At 32.1% G+C, this 22,089-nt stretch carries 19 protein-coding genes, 1 riboswitch and 1 other annotated feature; of the genes, 5 read left to right on the top strand and 14 right to left on the bottom strand.

What is annotated here, in order from left to right:
* Nucleotides 1–64: 64 nt before the first annotated feature.
* Nucleotides 65–631 carry a DUF6512 family protein gene (locus FYJ33_RS16380; protein WP_235900829.1) on the top strand — a complete coding sequence of 189 codons (567 nt, stop codon included), beginning with the start codon at nt 65–67 and terminating at the stop codon, nt 629–631.
* 63 nt (nt 632–694) lie between these two features.
* Entirely contained in the window at nt 695–1,354 is a 660-nt protein-coding gene (locus FYJ33_RS10625; protein WP_154531718.1) for a Crp/Fnr family transcriptional regulator, read from the top strand.
* A gap of 218 nt (nt 1,355–1,572) precedes the next feature.
* On the opposite strand, the gene FYJ33_RS10620 is transcribed toward FYJ33_RS10625, so the two are convergent.
* From FYJ33_RS10620 to FYJ33_RS10605, 4 genes are all read right to left on the bottom strand, one after another.
* A complete protein-coding gene (locus FYJ33_RS10620; protein WP_154531717.1) occupies nt 1,573–3,630 on the bottom strand; it encodes a beta-galactosidase in 2,058 nt (685 codons plus the stop codon).
* 175 nt (nt 3,631–3,805) lie between these two features.
* On the bottom strand, nt 3,806–5,551 hold the full coding sequence (locus FYJ33_RS10615; RefSeq protein WP_154531716.1) for a flagellar assembly protein A: 1,746 nt from the start codon (nt 5,549–5,551) through the stop codon (nt 3,806–3,808).
* Between the two features lie 297 nt (nt 5,552–5,848).
* A complete protein-coding gene (locus FYJ33_RS10610; protein WP_154531715.1) occupies nt 5,849–6,790 on the bottom strand; it encodes a TIGR03943 family putative permease subunit in 942 nt (313 codons plus the stop codon).
* 11 nt (nt 6,791–6,801) lie between these two features.
* Complete coding sequence (locus FYJ33_RS10605) at nt 6,802–7,896, bottom strand: CobW family GTP-binding protein (protein ID WP_154531714.1); 1,095 nt, start codon at nt 7,894–7,896, stop codon at nt 6,802–6,804.
* Between the two features lie 171 nt (nt 7,897–8,067).
* Nucleotides 8,068–8,265: a binding site (T-box leader), on the top strand.
* A 55-nt stretch (nt 8,266–8,320) separates the two neighbouring features.
* Here FYJ33_RS10605 and serS point away from each other — a divergent pair.
* On the top strand, nt 8,321–9,616 hold the full coding sequence (serS, locus tag FYJ33_RS10600; protein WP_154531713.1) for a serine--tRNA ligase: 1,296 nt from the start codon (nt 8,321–8,323) through the stop codon (nt 9,614–9,616).
* 111 nt (nt 9,617–9,727) lie between these two features.
* Here serS and FYJ33_RS10595 read toward each other — a convergent pair whose 3' ends face one another.
* Nucleotides 9,728–10,294, bottom strand: a complete 567-nt coding sequence (locus tag FYJ33_RS10595) for an AAA family ATPase (RefSeq protein WP_154531712.1) — start codon at nt 10,292–10,294, stop codon at nt 9,728–9,730.
* A gap of 194 nt (nt 10,295–10,488) precedes the next feature.
* On the opposite strand from FYJ33_RS10595, the gene FYJ33_RS10590 reads away from it, so the two are divergent.
* Both FYJ33_RS10590 and FYJ33_RS10585 read left to right on the top strand, forming a co-directional pair.
* Entirely contained in the window at nt 10,489–11,046 is a 558-nt protein-coding gene (locus tag FYJ33_RS10590; protein WP_154531711.1) for a chromate transporter, read from the top strand.
* Nucleotides 11,046–11,639, top strand: coding sequence for a chromate transporter (locus FYJ33_RS10585; RefSeq protein WP_154531710.1), 594 nt, complete (start codon nt 11,046–11,048; stop codon nt 11,637–11,639). Before FYJ33_RS10590 ends, FYJ33_RS10585 begins: the two co-directional genes overlap by 1 nt.
* A 135-nt stretch (nt 11,640–11,774) precedes the next feature.
* On the opposite strand, the gene FYJ33_RS10580 is transcribed toward FYJ33_RS10585, so the two are convergent.
* From FYJ33_RS10580 to FYJ33_RS10540, 9 genes are all read right to left on the bottom strand, one after another.
* The gene (locus FYJ33_RS10580; RefSeq protein ID WP_154531709.1) at nt 11,775–12,965 is read right to left on the bottom strand and encodes a phosphopentomutase; all 1,191 of its coding nucleotides are present in this window, start codon (nt 12,963–12,965) and stop codon (nt 11,775–11,777) included.
* Nucleotides 12,966–12,970: 5 nt separating this feature from the next.
* Nucleotides 12,971–13,753 carry a uridine phosphorylase gene (gene udp / locus FYJ33_RS10575; RefSeq protein ID WP_154531708.1) on the bottom strand — a complete coding sequence of 261 codons (783 nt, stop codon included), beginning with the start codon at nt 13,751–13,753 and terminating at the stop codon, nt 12,971–12,973.
* A gap of 139 nt (nt 13,754–13,892) precedes the next feature.
* Nucleotides 13,893–15,875, bottom strand: a complete 1,983-nt coding sequence (locus FYJ33_RS10570) for a GTP-binding protein (protein WP_154531707.1) — start codon at nt 15,873–15,875, stop codon at nt 13,893–13,895.
* Between the two features lie 683 nt (nt 15,876–16,558).
* The gene (rlmD, locus tag FYJ33_RS10565) at nt 16,559–17,923 is read right to left on the bottom strand and encodes a 23S rRNA (uracil(1939)-C(5))-methyltransferase RlmD (protein ID WP_154531706.1); all 1,365 of its coding nucleotides are present in this window, start codon (nt 17,921–17,923) and stop codon (nt 16,559–16,561) included.
* A gap of 32 nt (nt 17,924–17,955) precedes the next feature.
* Entirely contained in the window at nt 17,956–18,396 is a 441-nt protein-coding gene (locus tag FYJ33_RS10560) for an RDD family protein (RefSeq protein ID WP_154531705.1), read from the bottom strand.
* A gap of 410 nt (nt 18,397–18,806) precedes the next feature.
* Nucleotides 18,807–19,604, bottom strand: coding sequence for a MetQ/NlpA family ABC transporter substrate-binding protein (locus FYJ33_RS10555; protein WP_154531704.1), 798 nt, complete (start codon nt 19,602–19,604; stop codon nt 18,807–18,809).
* A 25-nt stretch (nt 19,605–19,629) separates the two neighbouring features.
* Nucleotides 19,630–20,280: a methionine ABC transporter permease gene (locus FYJ33_RS10550; RefSeq protein ID WP_154531703.1), complete on the bottom strand. Its 651-nt coding sequence runs from the start codon at nt 20,278–20,280 to the stop codon at nt 19,630–19,632.
* Nucleotides 20,281–20,283: 3 nt separating this feature from the next.
* Nucleotides 20,284–21,270, bottom strand: coding sequence for a methionine ABC transporter ATP-binding protein (locus FYJ33_RS10545; RefSeq protein WP_154531702.1), 987 nt, complete (start codon nt 21,268–21,270; stop codon nt 20,284–20,286).
* Between the two features lie 211 nt (nt 21,271–21,481).
* A riboswitch (SAM riboswitch) is annotated at nt 21,482–21,604 on the bottom strand.
* 123 nt (nt 21,605–21,727) lie between these two features.
* Nucleotides 21,728–21,931, bottom strand: coding sequence for a DUF350 domain-containing protein (locus FYJ33_RS10540; protein ID WP_154531701.1), 204 nt, complete (start codon nt 21,929–21,931; stop codon nt 21,728–21,730).
* Between the last annotated feature and the right edge of the window lie 158 nt (nt 21,932–22,089).

Below are 22,089 nucleotides of genomic sequence, written 5' to 3'. Positions count from 1 at the left end.
ATTCATAGATTTGTCTGTAATAATTTTAAAATATTTCAAGTATACATAATATAAACATGTATCTATGGAGGAGTTAAAATTGATCACGTCATTCCCAAAAAACATCATATATTTAATTTTATCAATCGCTTTCGTCATATTGCTTGCATCACTTTTGCACTTTGCATATAAATTCAGTAAAGAATCAACTTTTGTCGGTATTTTAACACCAGTAAACGAAAGCATATGGGAACATTTAAAACTTGCTATGTATCCAACAACATTATGGTACATTATCTATTTTCTTATTTTTAAAAACAATCAGTCATTAGATATAAAGTCACTTTTTGCTCAGTGTACCAGTTCAATATTAATATCTATTATAATAGTAGTTACATTTTACTATACTTATACAGGTGCACTAGGAATTCATTCACTGATTTTAGATATTTTATCTTTAGTTTTGGGGACTTCATTTGGACAAACCTTTTCTTTTATATATTTCAACAAACATGATGTCACAAACATTAATATATACATTGCACTATATGTAATAATGTCGGTATTATTTACTTTGTTCACATTTATCCCCCCTAAACTTCCTATCTTCTTAGATCCTGAGACAAAAACATATGGAATTAAATCTATATAGACTTTTTATAAATGCTTCATATATAATTAAGTTAAAAATACTTTATAATATGCGGAGAATCAAATGAATAATTTAAAACTGAGTTATCTGCCTCTTTTTAAAGATATAAATAAGGACGATTTATCATCATTATTGAAATGTCTTAACGTAAAGGAAAAAAACTATGATAAAAATCAGACTATCATTGCTGAAGGATCATATATTGATAGTATAGGTATAGTCTTAGAGGGTTCTGTTCAAGCATCAAAGACAGATATCAATGGGCATAGAATTATAATTTCAAATATGCAGAAAAATGAAATGTTCGCTGAAGCAATTGTATGCAGTAACATTCATATAAGTCCGGTAAATGTAGAAGCTTGTGAGAAAAGCAGAATATTGTGGATACAGTTCACACGAATTGTATCTACATGTGCTTCTTCATGCTCATATCATACAAAATTAATTAAAAACATGCTTGAAATCATTTCACGTAAAAATATGTTTCTAAACAGTAGACTTCATGTTGTTGCTAAAAAAAGCCTGAGAGATAAAATAACTGAATATCTTATACAGCAGTCTATAAAAAACAAAAGCAGGGAATTTAAAATAGATCTTAATAGAAACCAGTTGGCAGACTACTTAGCTTCTGACAGAAGCGCTTTATCAAGAGAACTTTCAAAAATGATGAAAGAAGAACTGATTGAATATAAGGGAAATAACTTTATAATTCATGATATTTAAGATTAGTCTTTTTCTTTAAAAATTCCTTTTAAAAACTCTTAAATAAAATTGAATCTAGCAATTTCACAGGAGGTTTGGAGGGTATCCCTCCATTAAATTTGAAATTCACGAGCATAGCTTCGTGAATTTCATCCTGAATTATACATTATACAATATAAATTATACATTAGATTACTAAAACCCAGTTTATCGAAATCTTTTTAATTAATGATATAATACTATTTCTTTAGTATTCTTACTTCGTACTTTTTCAAAGTAACACTACCAGTAACTTTTTCATCATGTACCATATCATAGTATTCTGTATCTTTAAAGTTTACTGTCTTATCTTTTTCAGAGAAATTCATCACAAAAATATAATCATTTTTATCATTACTTCTCTTTGTTGCAGTTACTCCTTCAGGTAGTGTACTGTCTACAGCACCTTTTATACCAAGATCTTTAATTAGTTTTCCATAAAAATCAACATTAAAGTCCATTCCTGTTCTTGCTGCAATATAATATGCTTTCCCTTTACCAAACCTGTTTACAGTCAGACAAGGCATACCTTTATAATAGTCATCTTTATATGTTGCTAAAACTTCAGCAGTTTCTGCATGTATTACATCACAGTAATCCTTAATTTCATAAATGCTCTTAAGTCCGTTCATTTCTTTTATATTCATGTAATTTCTATCGCTGTCATATAATGAATCTATCTCTTCAGACCAAATGCCAGTAACTTTTCTTAATGGTCCAGGGAATCCCCCAAGGAAGCATAAATCATTTTGATTTACAATCCCGCTCCAGTAAGTAGTTACAAAAGTCCCTCCATTCTTAACAAACTCTTCAATTCTTTCAGCAACACCTGGGCGTATCATGTAAAGCATTGGTGCAATAACTACCTTATACTTAGATAAATCACATTCCATATTGATTACATCAACTGCAATTCCTTTTTTCCAAAAAGCTCTGTAGTGATCCTTGCATGTTTCCTCATAAAACTTTTTATTTTTCTTTAAGGCTTGTGCATCATCTATTGCCCATCTGTTTTCCCAGTCATATATTATTGCAACATCGCTTTTAATTGTTGAACCTTTAATTTCCTTAATTTTTTCAAGTACTTTTCCTACTTCAGTTACTTCCCTGAACACTCTTGTATTTTCATGTCCACAATGATCTACAACTGCACCATGGAATTTTTCAGAAGCGCCTCTTCCTTTTCTCCACTGAAAATATAAAACTGAATCAGAACCATGCGCAACACTCTGCATTGAGGAAATCATATGCATTCCTGGACGTTTTATCTTGCTGACAGGCTGCCAGTTCACAAGGCTTGGAGTACTTTCCATCATTAAGAAAGGCTGTCCATTTTTTAATGATCTGTTAATGTCGTGAACAAATGCTATCTCTTCAGCTAAATCTTCTGTACTCTCATAATCATTATGCCAGCTTGGATAGTTATCCCATGAAACTATATCTACTTCTTTTGCAAACTGCCAATAATCAAGTCCTGGATATACTCCCATAAAGTTTGTTGTTATAGGTACATCAGGAGTTATCTCTCTTAATGGTTTCATTTCATGCTTATAAAACTCAATAGTCTGATAAGTTACAAACCTCTTCCAATCAAGATTATGACCATGTACGTACATTTCCCCTAATTCAGATGGACTTTCTATCTGTGACCAGTCTGTAAATCTGTGACTCCAAAATCCTGTCCACCACTGCTGGTTTAATTTATTTATATCATTATCATATTTTCTCTTAAGCCATTCCCTAAAAGCCTGCTGACAAAGTTCACAGTGACATTCACCACCAAATTCATTTGAAACATGCCACATAATAAGTGCTTTATTATTCTTATATCTTTCAGCCAGAATTTTATTAATATTTCTTGTCTTTTCCCTGTAAACAGGTGATGTATAACAGTGATTATGTCTCTGTCCATGAAGATTCTTAGTTCTGTCACTATTAACTCTAAGAACTTCAGGATACTTTTGTGACATCCAAGCTGGTCTTGCACCACTTGGCGTTGCAAGTATAACATGTGTACCGTTTTTCTCACAGTTCTCCATAATCTTATCAAGCCATTCAAATGTATACTTTCCTTCTTCAGGCTCAATTGCACTCCATCCAAATATATTTATTGATACAGTATTGCAGTATGCAAGCTTCATGAGTCTGACATCCTCTTTTAAAATTTCAGGATAATCAAGCCATTGATCAGGATTATAATCTCCTCCGTGAAGAAACTCAGAAACCCTGCTTTTCACTGGTAATATCTCATTTTCCATCTTAATTCCTCCCATCTCATAACTTTTAGTTTACGTTTACATTTTACCACAATAATTATGCATTTTTTTATATTTATGACAAAAAACCAAAGTATTTTACATTTTTAAACATAACGCAGAAATAAAATGAAGCAGCTAAAGACTGCTTCTTCTATTTGTATCTTTTAATTTCTAATTACCTCTTAAGTAACTCATATTTTATTGTATCTTCATCATGGTCAATAAATAATCTTATATTTCTACAGTTATCTTTCAAAATAAGCCTTCGATTTCCAATGATAAATGTTGTATTAGCAAATGCTTCTTTTGCTTCTATAACTGCTTTTTCATTGCAACACTCGATGACAGTTTTTATTGATGCTTCTGAACCTACTTGACTTAATTTAATGTTTCCATCCCGTGACTGTAAAATTCCTCCACGGCATATAGCAGCTTCATTCTCAAATGTTATATTTCCGCCGGCATATATATTTGTCTGATAACAGCCAGATCCTGTTATTGTAATATTTCCAGTGGCCTTAATATTGCTTCCCTGGGCATATCCTACAGTGCAGTCAACTTTCAATTCTTTTTCTCTGCTTATGTCTTCAATAATATCTTTTATTACATTATGGAATCTTTTTATTTCATCAATATCCTTAATATTTACAGTCCCCATATTTAAGACCTTTGTTCGTATGAATTCCAGTCCTTCGCTATCTGTAATACCATTCTTTATATTGTAAGTAATTATGCTGATACATCTCTTTGTCAAACATTTATATCTTTGTTCAGTAAGGAACTGTACTATTGTGCCAATACTCTTCTGCCCTTCAGTTTTTTCTATTAGAATTTGAGTTTCTGATATTATATTATTAACATCATTCTCAACTTCTTTCAATACCTTTAAATATTCTGAACGCTCAATATTATATTCTGCTGCTAATATTACTGAATTTAAAACCACTGAATGAATTACAATATTGCCGTTTGATATTATTTTCGATCTATCCACCGCTCCTGAAACATCAAGTGCACAGCATCTTATTTCTGATCCTTCGTAGACTCTGCCACGGACATTTACATCACCAGCAAAATTAATATTACCTGTTTCAATATTTACAGCATCAACATTGATTACTGACTGTATTATTAATCTGTTTGCTTTAAACATAGGTCTGCCTGGCTGCACAGCAATAACATTTCTACCCTCTATCCTGCATCCACTGCCAATTAGATTTTGAGGATCTTTAATTGTTTTCTTCTTAAGTTTATTTCCAAAAACATCACAACCGTCATTTCCTTCAACTCTATCCTCTACAACTGCAATAGTCTGTCCACTTTCAACATTTGGCATCTGAATCATGTTTCTGTAATCTACAAACTCACTGTCTTCATTGTTCAGCTTTTTTTCTTTTGTATCAACAATCATTTTAAGTCTTTTAGGAATATCATCAATGCATTTCACTCCAGACGCAACAATGATACCATTTTCATCTGTACCATTGAGGCACATTAATATTTTGTTTATATGAATTCCATATACAACACCTTGCTCATTTAAATAATTCTTAATGTCGATAATACTATATTTTTCTCTACATTCAATTTCAACTTTCTCAGCTGCTAATGATATATTTTTACATATTGGACTATCTTGTAATTTGTATGTTAAACCATTTTTATACGTAATTATCAGTCTAGCTTCAAGTTTATCTTCTGACACAATAAGCTTCATCGATTTTGATGGCTGTTCTGTATAAGATGTATATTTTATCTTATCAAGTGATGTAATAGGATAGTTGACTCCATACGGAACTTCATTATCATTAACATATAAATTAATATTGTTACATGTTTTTATAGTAACTGTTTCTTCACACATAGCATCATTTACTACTATACTGCCGTTCTCAATTTTAATCCCAATTTGTTCTGTCATATAATCACATCCTGCCGATAAATATTTACTAATTATATCGCACCAATGTAATCGTTCTTTACACTTCCACTTTAATCGACAATATATCGGAACAAAAAATAAATTAATTTAAAATGTTATTAACAAAAAAGAATCAGCAGGTATAACACTACTGATTACTTAAATCTATATTAAATTTAAATCATTATTCATATAATTAAGTTAGAATTTAATACCTAACGGATAGTGCACAAAGAACAACGAAAAAAGCAGCTCTGCTAATTACAGAACTGCTTCGTATATATCCTTATTTATTTTTTAATAGAAATAAACAAGCTCTTCTTTCAGCTTATCAATCTTCCTAATATCCTTAGTATAAAGCACTGGAATTTCCTGATTATATTGTTCAAGCATTGTTTTATGAATGTCAGCTGTAATTTCCACCCAATCATTATGCTTTAATATGACATCATTCTTAAATCTTGCAATTAATCCAAGCTGACTAATATCATCTGCACAGCATGTCATTGCATCTCTTCCGAGTACACAGCATATACCTGGATATCTCTCAGGGTTATACGCTTTTAGTCTTAAACGTACAGTTTTGCCTTCATACTTATCTGGATTTGACATTAAATCTTCGAAGAAAATTCCAAAATCATAATCTGCAGGTTCTACTATATCTGAATTTATATCAAAAGGCATCTGTCCTGCTGTTTCTTCAATTTCTCCATTTTCATTTTCAAAGATAACATTAGCCTGGCTATTTATGGTTTTTACACTTGCTCTAAGCGCTAATTTTTTAGTATTTTCATTACATCTATTAAAAATTACAAGATCTGATTGTCTATACTGATTTACAATCATAGCTCCCATATTACTCATATAAACATTATAAGTTGATGAATCAATAGTAGTTATAATCTGCGCTATTACAAGTTCATCTGGAAGCTTATTATTAAATAACTCTTGTAAATCCCACATTCCGTTATATTCAAGAATTATTTTATCAGGCTTATGCTTCTTAACAGTATTGATTAAAAACTCCTTAGTGAAATCTTCCTCATCCTCAACAGTTACCATAACAGTATTACTATCAGATAGTATATTATATTCATATTCTTCTATTCCTTCTTCACAGACGATTAACAGATTTTTTTCACCCATTGTGAACCCATAATCTGTTAATATATCTTTGACAAAAGATGTTTTTCCGCTTTCAAGAAAGCCTGTAACAAGATATACAGGTATTTGTTCCATGTCTTCTCCTCCTAAATGTTGAATAACTCTTCTATCTTTTCAGTATTTAAATCTTTGCCAATAACACATAATCTACCAGTGTAATCAGCTTCTCCTTCACGTATTTCATATTCCTCTGGAACAAGATCAAAGTTTATCCACTTACCATCTGTAGCTTCAACTATTCCTTTAGCACGTAATATAAATCCATATTCCTCTGATGAGCTTAATTTATCAAGTATAGATTTCAATTCATCTCTGTCATACTTCTTAGGTGTTTCCTTACCCCAGCTTGTGAATACATCATCTGCATGATGGTGATGATGTTCATGATCATGGTCATGTCCACAGCAGCATCCATGTTCGTGGTCATGTTCCTCATGATGATGCTCATGTTCCTCATGATAATGTTCGTCATGGCAACAGCACTCCCCGTCATGATGGTGATGATGTTCATGGTTATGATCATGTTCTTCACAACAGTGATCATGTTCTTCATGAATATGCTTCATAACTTCTTCTTCAAGTCTATTCTTCTTTTCCATCGCTTCAATAATCTGCTTTCCATCTATTTTATCCCATGGTGTTGTTATTATTGTAGCTTTATCATTATGTTCTCTTATCATCTTTACGCATTCTTCAAGCTTTGCATCTGATATCTTTTGTGTACGGCTAAGAATTATTGTGTTAGCACTTTCTATCTGATTATTAAAGAATTCACCAAAATTCTTCATATACATCTTACACTTCTGTGCATCAACAACTGCAGTATAGCTGTTTAAATTTATTGCTATATCATCATCAACCTTTTCTACAGCTTTAATAACATCTGAAAGCTTTCCAACTCCTGATGGTTCAATAATTATTCTATCTGGTGAATATTTCTTAAGAGCATCTTCTAATGCCTGTCCAAAGTCACCAACTAAAGAGCAACATATACATCCAGAATTCATTTCTCTAATCTCAATTCCAGTGTCTTTTAAAAATCCTCCATCTATCCCTATCTGACCGAATTCATTTTCAATTATCATTAACTTTTCATTCTTTAAAGTATCTTCTACAAGTTTTTTAATTAGAGTTGTCTTACCAGCTCCTAAAAATCCTGATATTATATCGATTTTAGTCATGTACTACATTCCCTTCTTACTTTATTTATACTTTTTTTACTATGTTTATTATTATACCACTTTATAGAATTTTTAAGCAGTTATGCTACTATAATTTTATTTATTATGTAAAAATAAATTTTCTATTGTAAAATCTTTAAATTAAGTATATAATAATTGGCAATAAGATATTTATCAGCAATGATGAAAACTACGATTTATTATTTTCTTAAGAGAGCCGATGGTTGGTGCGAATCGGTGTAAATGTAAGTCTTTCCACTTTCTAGCTGACTATGATGAATAGTAAGGGTATGCCCTTTATAGCAGTTTAAAGAGGTCATTTTTAATGACAACTTGGGTGGCAACGCGGATAATACTTTCGTCCCATATTTATTTATGGTACGGAAGTTTTTTTATTTTATTAAATAATATTTAGGAGGCTATCATGTTAGATTTAAAATTCGTAAGAGAAAATCCAGACATAGTAAAACAAAACATAAAAAATAAGTTTCAAGATCAAAAACTTCCTCTAGTTGATGAAGTTATAGCACTCGATGAAGAAAACAGAAAGACTCAAACTGAAGCTGATGCTTTAAGAGCTGAAAGAAAAACTATCTCTAAGCAGATAGGTGGATTAATGGCTAAAGGACAGAAAGAAGAAGCTGAAAAATTAAAAGAAAAAGTAAATAGTGAAGCCGCAAGACTTTCTGCACTTGAAACTAAGCAGACAGAGCTTCAAACAAAAATAAAAGAAATAATGATGACTATACCAAATATCATTGATCCATCTGTTCCAATAGGAAAAGATGATAGCGAAAATGTAGAAATCGAAAAGTTTGGTGAACCAGTAGTTCCTGATTTTGATATCCCATATCACGCAGAAATTATGGAAAAATTAAATGGTCTTGACCTTGATAGTGCAAGAAAAGTTGCCGGAAGTGGCTTCTATTACTTAATGGGAGATGTTGCAAGACTTCACTCTGCAGTTATTTCATATGCAAGAGATTTCATGATTAACAGAGGATTTACATACTGCATACCTCCTTTCATGATAAGAAGCAATGTTGTTACAGGTGTAATGAGCTTTAGCGAAATGGATGAAATGATGTACAAAATTGAAGGAGAAGATTTATACCTAATTGGAACAAGTGAGCATTCAATGATAGGTAAATTCATTGATACAATAGTTGATGAAAAATCTTTACCTCAGACTTTAACAAGCTACTCTCCATGCTTCAGAAAAGAAAAAGGTTCTCATGGTATAGAAGAAAGAGGAGTTTACAGAATACATCAGTTTGAAAAACAGGAAATGATCGTTGTATGTAAACCAGAAGAAAGCAAAATGTGGTTTGAAAAGCTATGGAAGAACACTGTAGATTTGTTCAGATCTTTAGATATTCCAGTTAGAACTCTTGAATGCTGTTCAGGTGACCTTGCTGACTTAAAGGTTAAATCTCTTGATGTTGAAGCTTGGTCTCCAAGACAGAAGAAATACTTCGAAGTAGGAAGCTGCTCTAACTTATCTGATGCACAGGCTCGTAGACTAAAGATTAGAGTAAGCGGAAAAGATGGAAAGAAATACTTCCCTCATACTTTAAATAACACTGTTGTAGCTCCACCAAGAATGCTTATTGCATTCCTTGAAAACAACTTAAATGAAGATGGAAGCGTAAATATTCCAGAAGCATTAAGACCTTACATGGGTGGAAAGAGCAAAATCGAAGTACCTGCAGCTAAATAATTTCTCATAACTAAAAAAATGTGACTGCGTACTGTGGTTTTTTATCATAATACGCAACTATTTCAATATAAAAAACCGTATCAGATTAAGCATCTTGATACGGTTTTTTATTTAGTTCTTAAAATCCCTAACTAATTCAGCCATTGATTCATTAAATTCTTCCATTGAAGAATTCTTAAATACTCTAAGTTCTGGAATTCCCTGTGGCTTTTCAAAATTGCAGCCAGCTATGTACTCATCCCAATGAGCTAATTTCCATGTATCACGATCTGAATTACGTTCTATCATTCTCTGGTGGCATACTTCTTTATCAGTTTCAACCCAGATAACTACTAGCTGACAATCTTTTTCAGCTAACTTTTTCTTAAAGTTGTCCATATATTCAAGATCTCTAATTTCTCTTGTGAATGGTGCATTAATTAATACTGTATCACAGTATTCAATTGCTTCCATAGCCAAATCGATAACAACTTCATATTCAGTATTTCTTATATTATCTTCGAAAAACTGTGAACTTCTGTTGTTTTCTTCGCCTGCAACTTTAAATACCTGGTTTGATAATCCTATTAATGTATCCTTATCCAAATAAACAATAGGTTTTAGTGCTTTTGATATCTCTTTAGAGATAAAAGTTTTTCCACATGCTGGTGGTGATGTTACTAAAATTAATCTTCTCATGTGACATTCTTCCTTTTTTTTATTTTTTTATACATTGCTTGGACATATTATATTATAATGAATTTCTGACGAAAAACAAAGTAAATATTTGAATATTATTATTTATTTAGATATACTTTAAATGTTAATCCTGCATTTACAGATATAATATTATATTTTTCTAACATTATAACTAAACATAAGGAGGTTATTTTATGAAAGAATTATTAGAATTGTTTTGTGCCTTTTTTAAAATAGGTGCGTTTACTTTTGGCGGTGGATACGCAATGCTTCCAATGCTGGAAAAAGAAATTGTGGAAAACCATCGCTGGTCTACTAAGGACGATATTATGGACTACTTTGCAGTAGGTCAATGTACTCCTGGTGTAATAGCAGTAAATACTGCAACATTTATAGGTTTTTATCAAAGAGGAATTATTGGTGCAATAATAGCTACTCTTGGCGTAATTGCTCCAAGTTTAATAATAATCAGCTTAATAGCTGTACTTCTTCAGAACTTTGCTTCGCTTCCAATAGTTGCCCATGCATTATCTGGAATAAGAGTTTCTGTATGTGTACTTATCTTAAATTCAGTAATAAAATTTTGGAAAAACGGCATAAAAGATTCTTTAGGAGTTATCATCTTTCTGATATCACTTGCAATAGCTACTTTAACTCATATATCTACAGTATTTGTGGTAATCGGGGCAGGTATCATAGGCTTTACAGGCAAAAAAATCAAATTAGCTAAAGAGAAGGGCAGTGAAAAATAATGGGAATATTCATAAGACTATTTATAGAATTCTTTAAAACAGGTTTGTTTGCAGTAGGTGGTGGTCTTGCAACTATACCTTTCTTAAAAGATATGATAAATAAATTTCACTGGTTTTCTATGCAGAACCTTGCTGATATGATTGCAGTGTCACAGTCAACACCAGGACCAATCGGTGTAAATATGGCTACATATGTTGGTTTTATTACAGGTCTTAAAGATTATGGAATAGCTGGTGCGCTGATTGGAGCTGTAACAACAACTATCGGACTTGTCTTTCCAAGCGTTGTTATTATCTGCATCATAGCTCACTTTCTTAAAAAGTTTAAGGAAAATCAGTCTGTACAATCTATCTTTTATGGTCTTAGACCTGCTGTAACAGCACTTATTGCTTCTGCTGGCTTAAGCATAGTTGTGGTAACATTATTTAATTATGACTTATATAAATCAACCAGCAATGTTATAGATTTATTTAACATTCCACGCATTATTTTATTCATCATAGTTTTTATATCAACATTGAAGATCAAAAAACTTACACCAATAATGACAATAGTACTATGTGCAATAATTGGAGTATTACTAAAACTATAAATACATTTATATAAAAACGAACTTCCATGCTATTAACAGAAGTTCGTTTTATTAAAATCAAGCTATTTCTAATAACTTTTGTATTTATTATTTCCATAATTTAGTTTTACATTTTTTCATACTATAGCATTTTCCTTAATTGAATCTATCTAATATAGATTCTCCTATAGTGTTTTCAGGCATCTTTAATCCAAAGTTATCAAGAATTGTTGCTCCAATAACTGCAAATCCTTCATTAGTTTCCATTAGTCCACTTTCTTTCATTGAAGGTGAATAAGCTAGGAATGGTACAAATTCTCTTGTATGATCAGTTCCTGTATAAGTTGGATCATTACCGTGATCTGCTGTTATTATCAATAAATCATCGTCATTTAGCTTTTCAAGAACCTTACCAAGATTAACATCAAACTTTTCAAGTTCTTGTGCATATCCTTGAGGATTTCTTCTGTGTCCCCATAATGCATCAAAATCAACAAGATTTACAAAACATAATCCTGTAAAATCTCTATCCATTATTTCTATTGTCTGTTCCATTCCATGTACAGAACTCTTAGATCTATTACCTTCTGTTATTCCTTCGCCATCAAATATATCTGCTATTTTTCCAACTGATATTACATCGTATCCATTATCTTTTAATACATTTAATGCAGTAGGTCCAAAAGGCTTTAATGCATAATCATGTCTGTTACTAGTACGTGTAAATCCTATTTCCTTATTTCCTACATAAGGTCTTGCGATAACTCTTCCAACTTTCCACTCATCTTTTAAAGTTAATTTTCTTGCTATTTCGCAGCATCTGTATAACTCCTGAAGACCAAATGTTTCTTCATGTCCACATATCTGAAGTACTGAGTCTGCTGAAGTATACACAATCATATCTCCAGTCTTCATCTGATGATCTCCAAGTTCATCTAATATTTCTGTACCACTAGCACTCTTATTTCCTACAATTTTATGTCCAGTCTGCTTTTCAAGTTCATCAAGAAGCTCTTTTGGAAATCCTGTATCAGTAAATGTCTTAAATGGTTCTGTTATATGAAGTCCCATCATTTCCCAATGTCCAGTCATTGTATCTTTTCCATTACTTGCTTCTCTCAATTTCATGATATATCCTAAGGGCTTTTCAACTGGCTCTACATATTTTACTTTATCAAGATTAGCTATTCCCATCTTCTGAAGATTAGGAATCTTAAAGCTGTCAACTGATTCTGAAATATGACCTAATGTATTAACTCCTACATCTCCATATTTTTTTGAATCTTCCATTTCTCCAATTCCTAATGAATCAATAACTATAGTAAAAACTCTTTTATACTTCTTCATATTATCTACCTTCCAATCCTTTTATCTGCATTAATAAGATTTCTAAGCGCTTCAACTGCTGTTCTTACAGCTAAATCAGTATCATGAATTACTGGATTATCAAGTCCTGCCTTTTCACGTTCCTGATTTGCCATTACTAAGAATACTGATCCTACTCTTACTTTTAAGTAGCTTCCAACTACAAATAATGCTGCTGATTCCATTTCAGAAGCAAGGCATCCGCATCTCTTCCATGCTTCCCATTTATTAAGAAGTTCATAACTTACGGGTTTAGTTTCTGGTGAATGCTGACCATAGAATGAATCCTTACACTGAACCACTCCTGTATGATATGGAGTTTTTAAATCATTAGCTGCTTTAACTAATGAATTTATAACATCAAGATTAGCTACTGCTGGAAATTCTATCGGAGCATATTCTTTACTTGTTCCTTCAGCTCTAATTGCACTTGTAGCTATTACAAGATCGCCACCCTTTACATCAAGCTGCATACCGCCACATGTTCCTATTCTTACAAATGTATGCGCTCCACAATTAACTAGCTCCTCCATCGCAATTGCTGCAGATGGTCCTCCAATTCCTGTAGATGTAACACTTACCTTTGTTCCATCTAGGTATCCTGTGTATGTAACATATTCCCTATGATCTGCAACTAACTTTGCATTGTCAAAATATTTAGCTATTTTTTCACATCTTTTAGGGTCTCCAGGCATAATTACATATTCACCTATATCTCCTTTTCCTACATTAATGTGATATTGTTTTCCTTCTACTTCTGAATAATTCATATTGAATATCCTCCTTGATTTTTCACTTGTACGTTGTTCTACATAAGAATAATAATAAAAATCATAATATAAATCAAATTTAATGCCGATTTAAATAAAAAGAATTACTAAAGGATAAAATTGCATTATAGCATTTTTATTAATTAGTTTCTTCTACGGTTAGGTGCATTTTCTCCTTTGCTTCGTTCCATTTTACTACGTATCCTGAGCCATGACTGCAAAATACAGAGTCTGCTGTATTTTGCACATCAGCTTCCGGATTATAATTTTTCTCTGCTATTACATCTTCTGAATTACTGCATGGATAGTATCCAGCAAAGTTCAAACTTATCCTTCCTGTGCCTTTTGTAAAAATCATGAATTCTTTTACATAGCTCTGCATTGTCTTAACAGGACATCTGCCTTTAATTATAGTTACATTATTATCACATTCAGGTGTTTCATACTCACCACCTAGTTTCTTTATATCTATTAATACACGTCCAATAAATACGTCATCAGTACTTATCTCAAAATTAAACCAGGGCTCTAGAAGTACACTTTCTGCATACATAAGTCCATGTCTGATTGCCCTGTAAACAGCCTCGCGAAAATCTCCGCCCTCTGTATGTTTTATATGCGACCTTCCAGAAAGAAGTGTTATCTTTATGTCTGTTACAGGTGAACCTGTAAGAACTCCTTTATGCTGTTTTTCAAAAACATGAGTCCTGATTAGATTTTGATAATTCTGTGAGAGAATATCTACAGGACATACACTGTTAAATGTTATTCCACTGCCTCTGTCACCTTTTTCAAGCAAGAGATGAACTTCAGCATAATGTCTTAACGGTTCAAAATGTCCACAGCCTACAACATTATTATTAATTGTTTCTCTATATAATATTTCACTATCCCCAAATGAAATATCTATTTCAAACCTCTCTTTGATCATCGTTTTTAGTGTTTCAAGCTGCATCTCACCCATTATTTCAATATTTATATTATGAAGTTCTTCATTAAACGATACATTAAGAAGCATTTCTTCATCTTCTAGCTGCTTAAATACTGATAATATTTTATGAACATTTATATTTTTATCATAAATAACGCTAGCGCTCATAAGCGGAATAAGTGAAAATCCATGTCCTTTTTCTGAATTTTCGCCAATAATATCACCAGGTTTAACATCCGATAAACCTGTTACAGCACAAAGGTCTCCAACATTTGCACATTGAATCTGACATGACTTCTGTCCATTATACTGCCTTATATCATTTATCTTATATATTTTTTCTTCGTTATTTAACCCTACACATTTTATTTCATCTCTTGGTTTTAGCTTTCCCTTAATAACTTTAATAAATGTAATCCTGGTATTATTTTTATCATGTCTTACCTTATAAACAACGCCACTGAAATTATCATTATCATCTTGTTTTATACATTTATCATTAAAGAAGACACTTAATACATTCTTTAATAAATCAATTCCTGTACCATTTAATGCTGAACCTTTAATAACTGGATAAACAGCACTACCATTAACTAACTTTTGGCATTTTGAAATAAAATTCCTTACATCAATTGTTCCAGCTAAATAATCATTCATAATATCATCATCATAAAGTGCAAACTCCTCAATGATATCATCCTCTACATTTTCTTCTGTTAATGTGCTATTTATATTAACTATATTACACTTCCATGAATCTTTTATATATGAAATCACAACATCAGGATTAGCTGCCTCTCTATCTATCTTATTTAAAAAGATAATAAATGGCTTATTATGCTTTTTTAATAGCTTCCATATAGTTTCTGTGTGACTCTGAACACCTTCCACACTGCTAATAACGATCACAGCACAGTCTATAGCGAGAATACTTCTCTCCATTTCCCCGCTAAAATCCATATGTCCAGGAGTATCGATAATGCAATATTTATTTTCACCTATCTGAAAATGTGCTTCATCTGCAAATATTGTGATTCCTCTGCTCTTCTCCATATCATTGTAATCTAAGAAAGTATTCTTTTTATCAACTCTCCCAGCCTGTCTTATTGTACCACAGCTGTAAAGAAGCTGTTCTGACAATGTTGTTTTTCCTGCATCAACATTTGCAAATATACCAATAGTCGTAGTCATATTATCCACCTTTATTTCTCTATATCTTAATTAATTAAATTCTATTTTATTACTTTAATTATAATCTATATGTTTCTTATTCGCATCTCTTGAATTACTAAAGATGAATTTGCATTATATCATTTTTTGTATCAATCTGTAAATTCTTTGCTTTCAACGTTTTACATTATTAAAATTTTACTTTTTACAATGCACTAGACATTAAAAACAGACTCAGGTATGCTCAATCTGCTTTTCAAAAGCAAAAATATTGCAAAAAATAGAACACATGATATATTGTAATAAACTACAAACTAAAGAGATATTAACATGAATGAGCTTATAACTTATCTTGATGCTATAAATGATTATAACCAGACATTTGAAACTTGTTTAAGCACTGAATTTGTTATAAAGTGAACCCTTGCATGGAAAGTTGTAAAAAACTTATCTAAAGAAAAAATACAGACTGAAATTTATTCAATCTGTATCTCTAAAAGATTTATTCTTTATATCTTCTTTTACTCAAGTTGTTTCGAGCAGTAGGCTGCATCCAATCAGCTTTCACTTAATTATGAAGTTACTCCTCAGACAAGCTTCGGAGTAACGGCTTTCTCACTAAATTCAATCTTCACTTAGTTCGATTTCATTAAGTGTTCAATACCTCTTGGGCATTCCTTGCGCGAACTGTTGTAGAAAACTAACTAAAAACCTGCGGTTTTTGTTAGTTTAACAACAGTTTCGACGTGAGGTGTATTAGGGAACATATCTACTAATATAGTTTCCTCTATTTTATAGCCTGCATACTTTAGCTTTCCTAGATCTGATACTAGAGTTTTAGGATTGCATGAAACATATATAATATCTTTTGCTTTGAAGTTTATTACATGTTCCATCGCTTTAGGCATAACTCCACTTCTTGGTGGATCTAAAATTATTATATCAGGTTTATCCTTTAATGAATTTACAGTTTTAGCAACGTCACCAGCTATGAAAGTGCAGTTTTTAAGTGCATTCAAAGATGCATTTTCATTTGCTGCTTCAACAGCTTCTTCTATAAGTTCAATACCAATAACCTTTTCTGCTTTGCCTGCCGCAATCTGACCGATTGTTCCTGTTCCACAATATAAGTCAAAGACTATCTTATTTGAAGCATCTCCCATTAAATCACGTACAGTTCCATATAATACTTCTGCTCCTAATGAATTTGTCTGGAAGAATGAGAATGGTGATATCTTAAACTTAAGCCCTAAGATTTCTTCCATTATATATCCGCATCCAAACAAAATATTAACCTTTTCTGGCACAACTGCATCAGAGAAAGAATTATTTTCTGTATGAATTATAGTTACAAGTTTCCCCATATAAGTCTGACCTTTAATAAGATCAATCCATTCAGTAAGATCAAAATCCATTTGAGTTGTTGTTACAAGATTAACAAGAATTTCATTTGTATTCTTACCTTTCCTTACAATAAGGTTTCTTAAATATCCCTGTCTTGACATCAGTCTGTAATAAGGAAGTTGTTTCTGTCTAAAGTACTCTACAGTTAAAGATAAAATCTTTCTAAAATCTTCGTCAACAAGACAGCATTGATCTACATTAATAATTCCAAATGATTTACCTTTCATGTGCATTCCAAGAGTTAATTCTCCACCCTTTTCTTCATCACCAAAAGTAAACTCCATCTTGTTTCTATATTCCCATGTTATTGGGCTATGAAGTATTCCTTTATACTCTCCCATTTCAATACCAGCTTCAGCAAACAATTTCTTTACCTGTTCTTCTTTAAATGAAAGCTGTTTTTCATATGGTACAGTCTGAGAAGAACATCCTCCACAGATTCCAAAATGAGGACATTTCTGTTCTATTTCATAAGATGCTCTTTCCCTTATTTCTAAAGGCTTTATTTCAGCATAATCCTGTTTCTTCTTAGTTACCCTTCCAAATACCTTTTGTCCAGGAAAACAGTTTTTTGCATAAACCTTTCTGTCTTCATAATGAGCTATTCCCTTAGATGGGAACTCCATATCTTCGATTAGTATCTCTATCTCATTTCCTTTTTTCATTAATTATCTCCTTATTACTCTGAATTATTAAATTATTTAACTTTTAATAGTTCTTTTCCTAATGTCTTCTTTAGTTTAGTTGTTTCTGTTATAGGAACATATAGTAAATTAAGAACTACATATTCTATTAATGCCATTTGTGCTTCATATCCTTTAGCAATTTCTAGACCACATAAATATAATATTCCCTTTACTGCAAAAAATACTGCTAAAGTTAAAGCTAAAATTAAAACCTGATCTACAAGATTTGCTGTAAATCTTGCTACAAATCCAGACTTAACTTCTGTATTTTTAACTAGTTCCTTTATAGGTTCTTCTGTAAGTTCTTCTGCATCTGAAGAACTTTCTATTTCTTCTTTGTTAGGTAAAGTCTCATTCTGATCTTTACTTTCATCTACAGATACTGTTTCTTCATTTTCGACTGCATCCTGCGATAATTCTGTTTCTTCGTTTTTTTCACCGTTTTCTAACATCTGTAATATATCCTCCTTTATAAAGATAATTATTTATAAAGTAATTCTTTTCCCATCTACTTAATATACTACACTTCAACTTTTCTGTAAATAAAAAAGGGCGTAAAAGACATATTCCGAAGCCTCAGTCGACTCCACTCCAAGTCGTTTCTTCACATGCCTTCAGCCCCCTTAATGGTCCAAGAACAAAATTACATCTCATCAATCTTTTCCCAAACAAGTAGTCCTTTATTTCCAATGTTTTATACACAGAAATTTTTTATTACTATTAAATATTTAAACAACAAAAAAACTTGATAAACGAGTTCTTCATAAAAAATCATTATTTATCATGGATCGATGATCATTTTCTTATGAGTCTCATTTATCAAGCTAATTATATTAATCGATTATTCACTTAAGGCTATATCTTAGAATGCTGGCACGTATTTTCCGTTCTGCTTTTCAATGAACTTCTTTACTTCATCTGAAGTAAGTGCCTTATCTAAAGCCTTAATCTTTTCAGTATCCTTATCCTTAGTTCTGACTGCAACTACGTTAGCATAAGGAGAACTTGATTCCTCTACTACTAACCCATCTGTAAGTGGATTGAATCCTGCATCTATTGCATAGTTACCATTAATAACAGCTGCATCAACATCTTCAAGTGATCTTGGAACCTGAGCTGCTTCAACCGGCTTAAACTTCAAGTTCTTAGGATTGCTTGTGATATCCTTATCTGTAACAAGTTCACCATCTTTTATCTTGATGATGTTATTTTTAGCTAAAACCTGAAGTGCTCTTGCTTCGTTTGTTGCATCATTAGGAATTGCTATTGTTGCGCCATTCTTCAAATCTTCCACTTTCTTTATCTTCTTTGAATATAAAGCCATTGGCTCAATATGAACCTTAACAGTAGCTGTAATGTCCAAATTCTTTTCTTTAACCATCTGATTTAAATATGGTATATGCTGAAAGAAGTTAGCATCAAGCTCCCCATTGTTTAATGCCATGTTAGGCTGAACATAATCATTGAATTCCTTTATTTCTACCTTATATCCTTCTTTCTCAAGAATAGGCTTTGCAACCTCCATTATCTGCTTATGTGGACTTGGTGATACACCTATCACTATTGTCTTGCTGTCGCTTGCAGTCTTCTTGCCGCATCCTGCTATACCTACTGCTAATATTCCTGCTAATGCTATTGATAATAATTTAAATTTCTTCATATTTAAAAACCCCCATTTATTCTTATTACTTTGATAATTTTTTGTAAGTTAAATCTCCACATCCTTGTACAAGCTGAACAAGAATTATAAGTATTATTACTGTATAGACAGTTATATCTGTCTGGAATCTCTGGTATCCATAATTTATTGCTAACTGTCCAAGACCGCCGCCCCCAACTGCACCGGCCATTGCTGAATAACCAACAAGATTGATGATTGTCAGTACTATACCGCTCATTATAGACGGCATTGCTTCTTTTACCATAACCCTGATAATTATCTGTACATTATTTGCCCCAAATGACTTTGCAGCTTCAATTACACCAGGATCCACTTCCCTAAGTGCTCCTTCAATTACCTTTGTTACGAAAGGCGCTGCTGCAACAGTTAATGGCACTATAGATCCATCTGTTCCTATAGATGTTCCAACAATCAGTCTTGTTACTGGAACAAGTACAACTATTAATATTACAAATGGGAAAGACCTCAGTATATTGACTACAACATCAAGTACCTTATACAGCCATTTGACTGGATGCAGTCCATCAGGTGCTGTAACAATCATAATAATTGCAAATATTGAACCTATAATTACAGAAAAAACAGCTGACAAACCAACCATATATACTGTCTCAAGCAAAGCTTGTCCAAGCATTTCTAATGTATCCGCTGACATATGTTAAAGCACCTCCCATGTAATATTTTTCTCTCTCAAATAATTCTCGACCTTTTCTTTATTATCTGCTGAAAGATTAATTACAAGGCTTCCAAGTACATCTTCCCTGAACTTCTCTAATTTCCCCCATACTATAGAAAAGTCTATTTTAAGCTCTCTAGCCATTGATGTTATAAGCGTATCCTTGCTGACTCCACCATTGAAGAATATTTTTATATTAACGCCTTCATTTGGAAGTATTTCATCTTCTTCCTCATCACCAAGGAACTTCTTTAATGGTACACTTGGATTTAGGAATAAGTCTTTTGCATATCCTTCCGCCATTATCTTTCCTCCATCAATAAGTGCTACTTTCTCACACACCTCTTTTATAACTTCCATCTGATGAGTAACTATAACAATAGTAATGCCCAATTTTTTGTTTATATCAGATAAAAGCATTAATATATCTTTTGTAGTTTTAGGATCAAGTGCTGATGTTGCCTCATCACAAAGAAGAATCTTGGGATTCAGTGCTAATGCTCTTGCTATAGCAACTCTCTGTTTCTGTCCTCCACTAAGTTCCTTTGGCTTTGACTTTAGCTTGTCTGATAATCCTACCAGTTCTAATAATTCATGTACCCTCTTACTAATCTCCTCTTTTTCTTTTTTTCTATTTCCTTTTTCTCTCCATACCTGAAGTGGAAGTGCTACATTCTCATACACTGTTTTTCTCTCTAACAAATTAAAGCTCTGAAATATCATTCCTAAATTCTTTCTAAAAACCCTCAGCTCTTTTCCTGTTAAGTCACTGACTTCCTGACCGTCTACAGTAAGACTTCCACTGTTATACTGCTCAAGTCCATTTATACATCTTAAAAGCGTAGATTTTCCTGCACCGCTATGCCCAATAATACCATAAATCTCACCATCATCTATATTTATGGATATATCCTTAAGAACATCTATGTTATTTTCATAACTTTTGCTTAAGCCATTTATTTTTATCATTACCATCCCTCCTCTTAGCTGTAGAATCCATATACGAAACTATGCATCTATCTGATAAACAACAAAAAGTGCACTGCAGCCAGAAGCTCTGAAATTCATGACTATAGATTACTTAAAGTCGTATCAGGAGCACTTAACTACAATGCACTTTCATATACAAAAAAGCGTCAGAGAATAAACTCTGACGCTGTAAAATGCGCTTAAAGCTATTCCCTTATCTCTCAGTTATTTTTAGACATAACTGCAGGATTTGGCACCTTTGTAAATATTAAATGGAATACTTACCGGTTGCCGGGTTTCATAGGGCCAGTCCCTCCACCGCTCGTGATAAGACGATTTCGATATTTAATTACAAATCAATTATATAGCATATTTTCCTATATTGCAAGTTTTTTTAATTTTACTTATCAGTATATTTATTATTGGTGTACTTTATTAATAAACAAACAATATATACTTAAGCAACAACCTTTGAAACTATTAAAGCTATACCAATAAGCATTCCAGCAATAACTATAGCTACTGCAGTATTGCCCTTTTCTAATTCCTTATTAAAATCTGCAGGAATTACTTTGTCAAATATAACATAGCCTATAACCATTATAATTATTCCTAATAGTCCAAATAAAAAACTTATTCCTAAATTGCCCAATATGTCCATAATAAATCCCCCCTCCTTATTATTTTAGTAAATAGGGTTAAGCATAATTCTTAGCCCTTATATATCAAGGCTCTACAGAGCCAAGATTTCTTTATCACTCAAATTTTCCTGAATTATCTATGTCCGTTTGGATAATACTAATATTAATGGATATACTA

The organism is Inconstantimicrobium porci, from assembly GCF_009696465.1.
GTDB classification, from domain to species: domain Bacteria; phylum Bacillota; class Clostridia; order Clostridiales; family Clostridiaceae; genus Inconstantimicrobium; species Inconstantimicrobium porci.
This window is presented reverse-complemented; position numbering and strand designations above follow the sequence as displayed.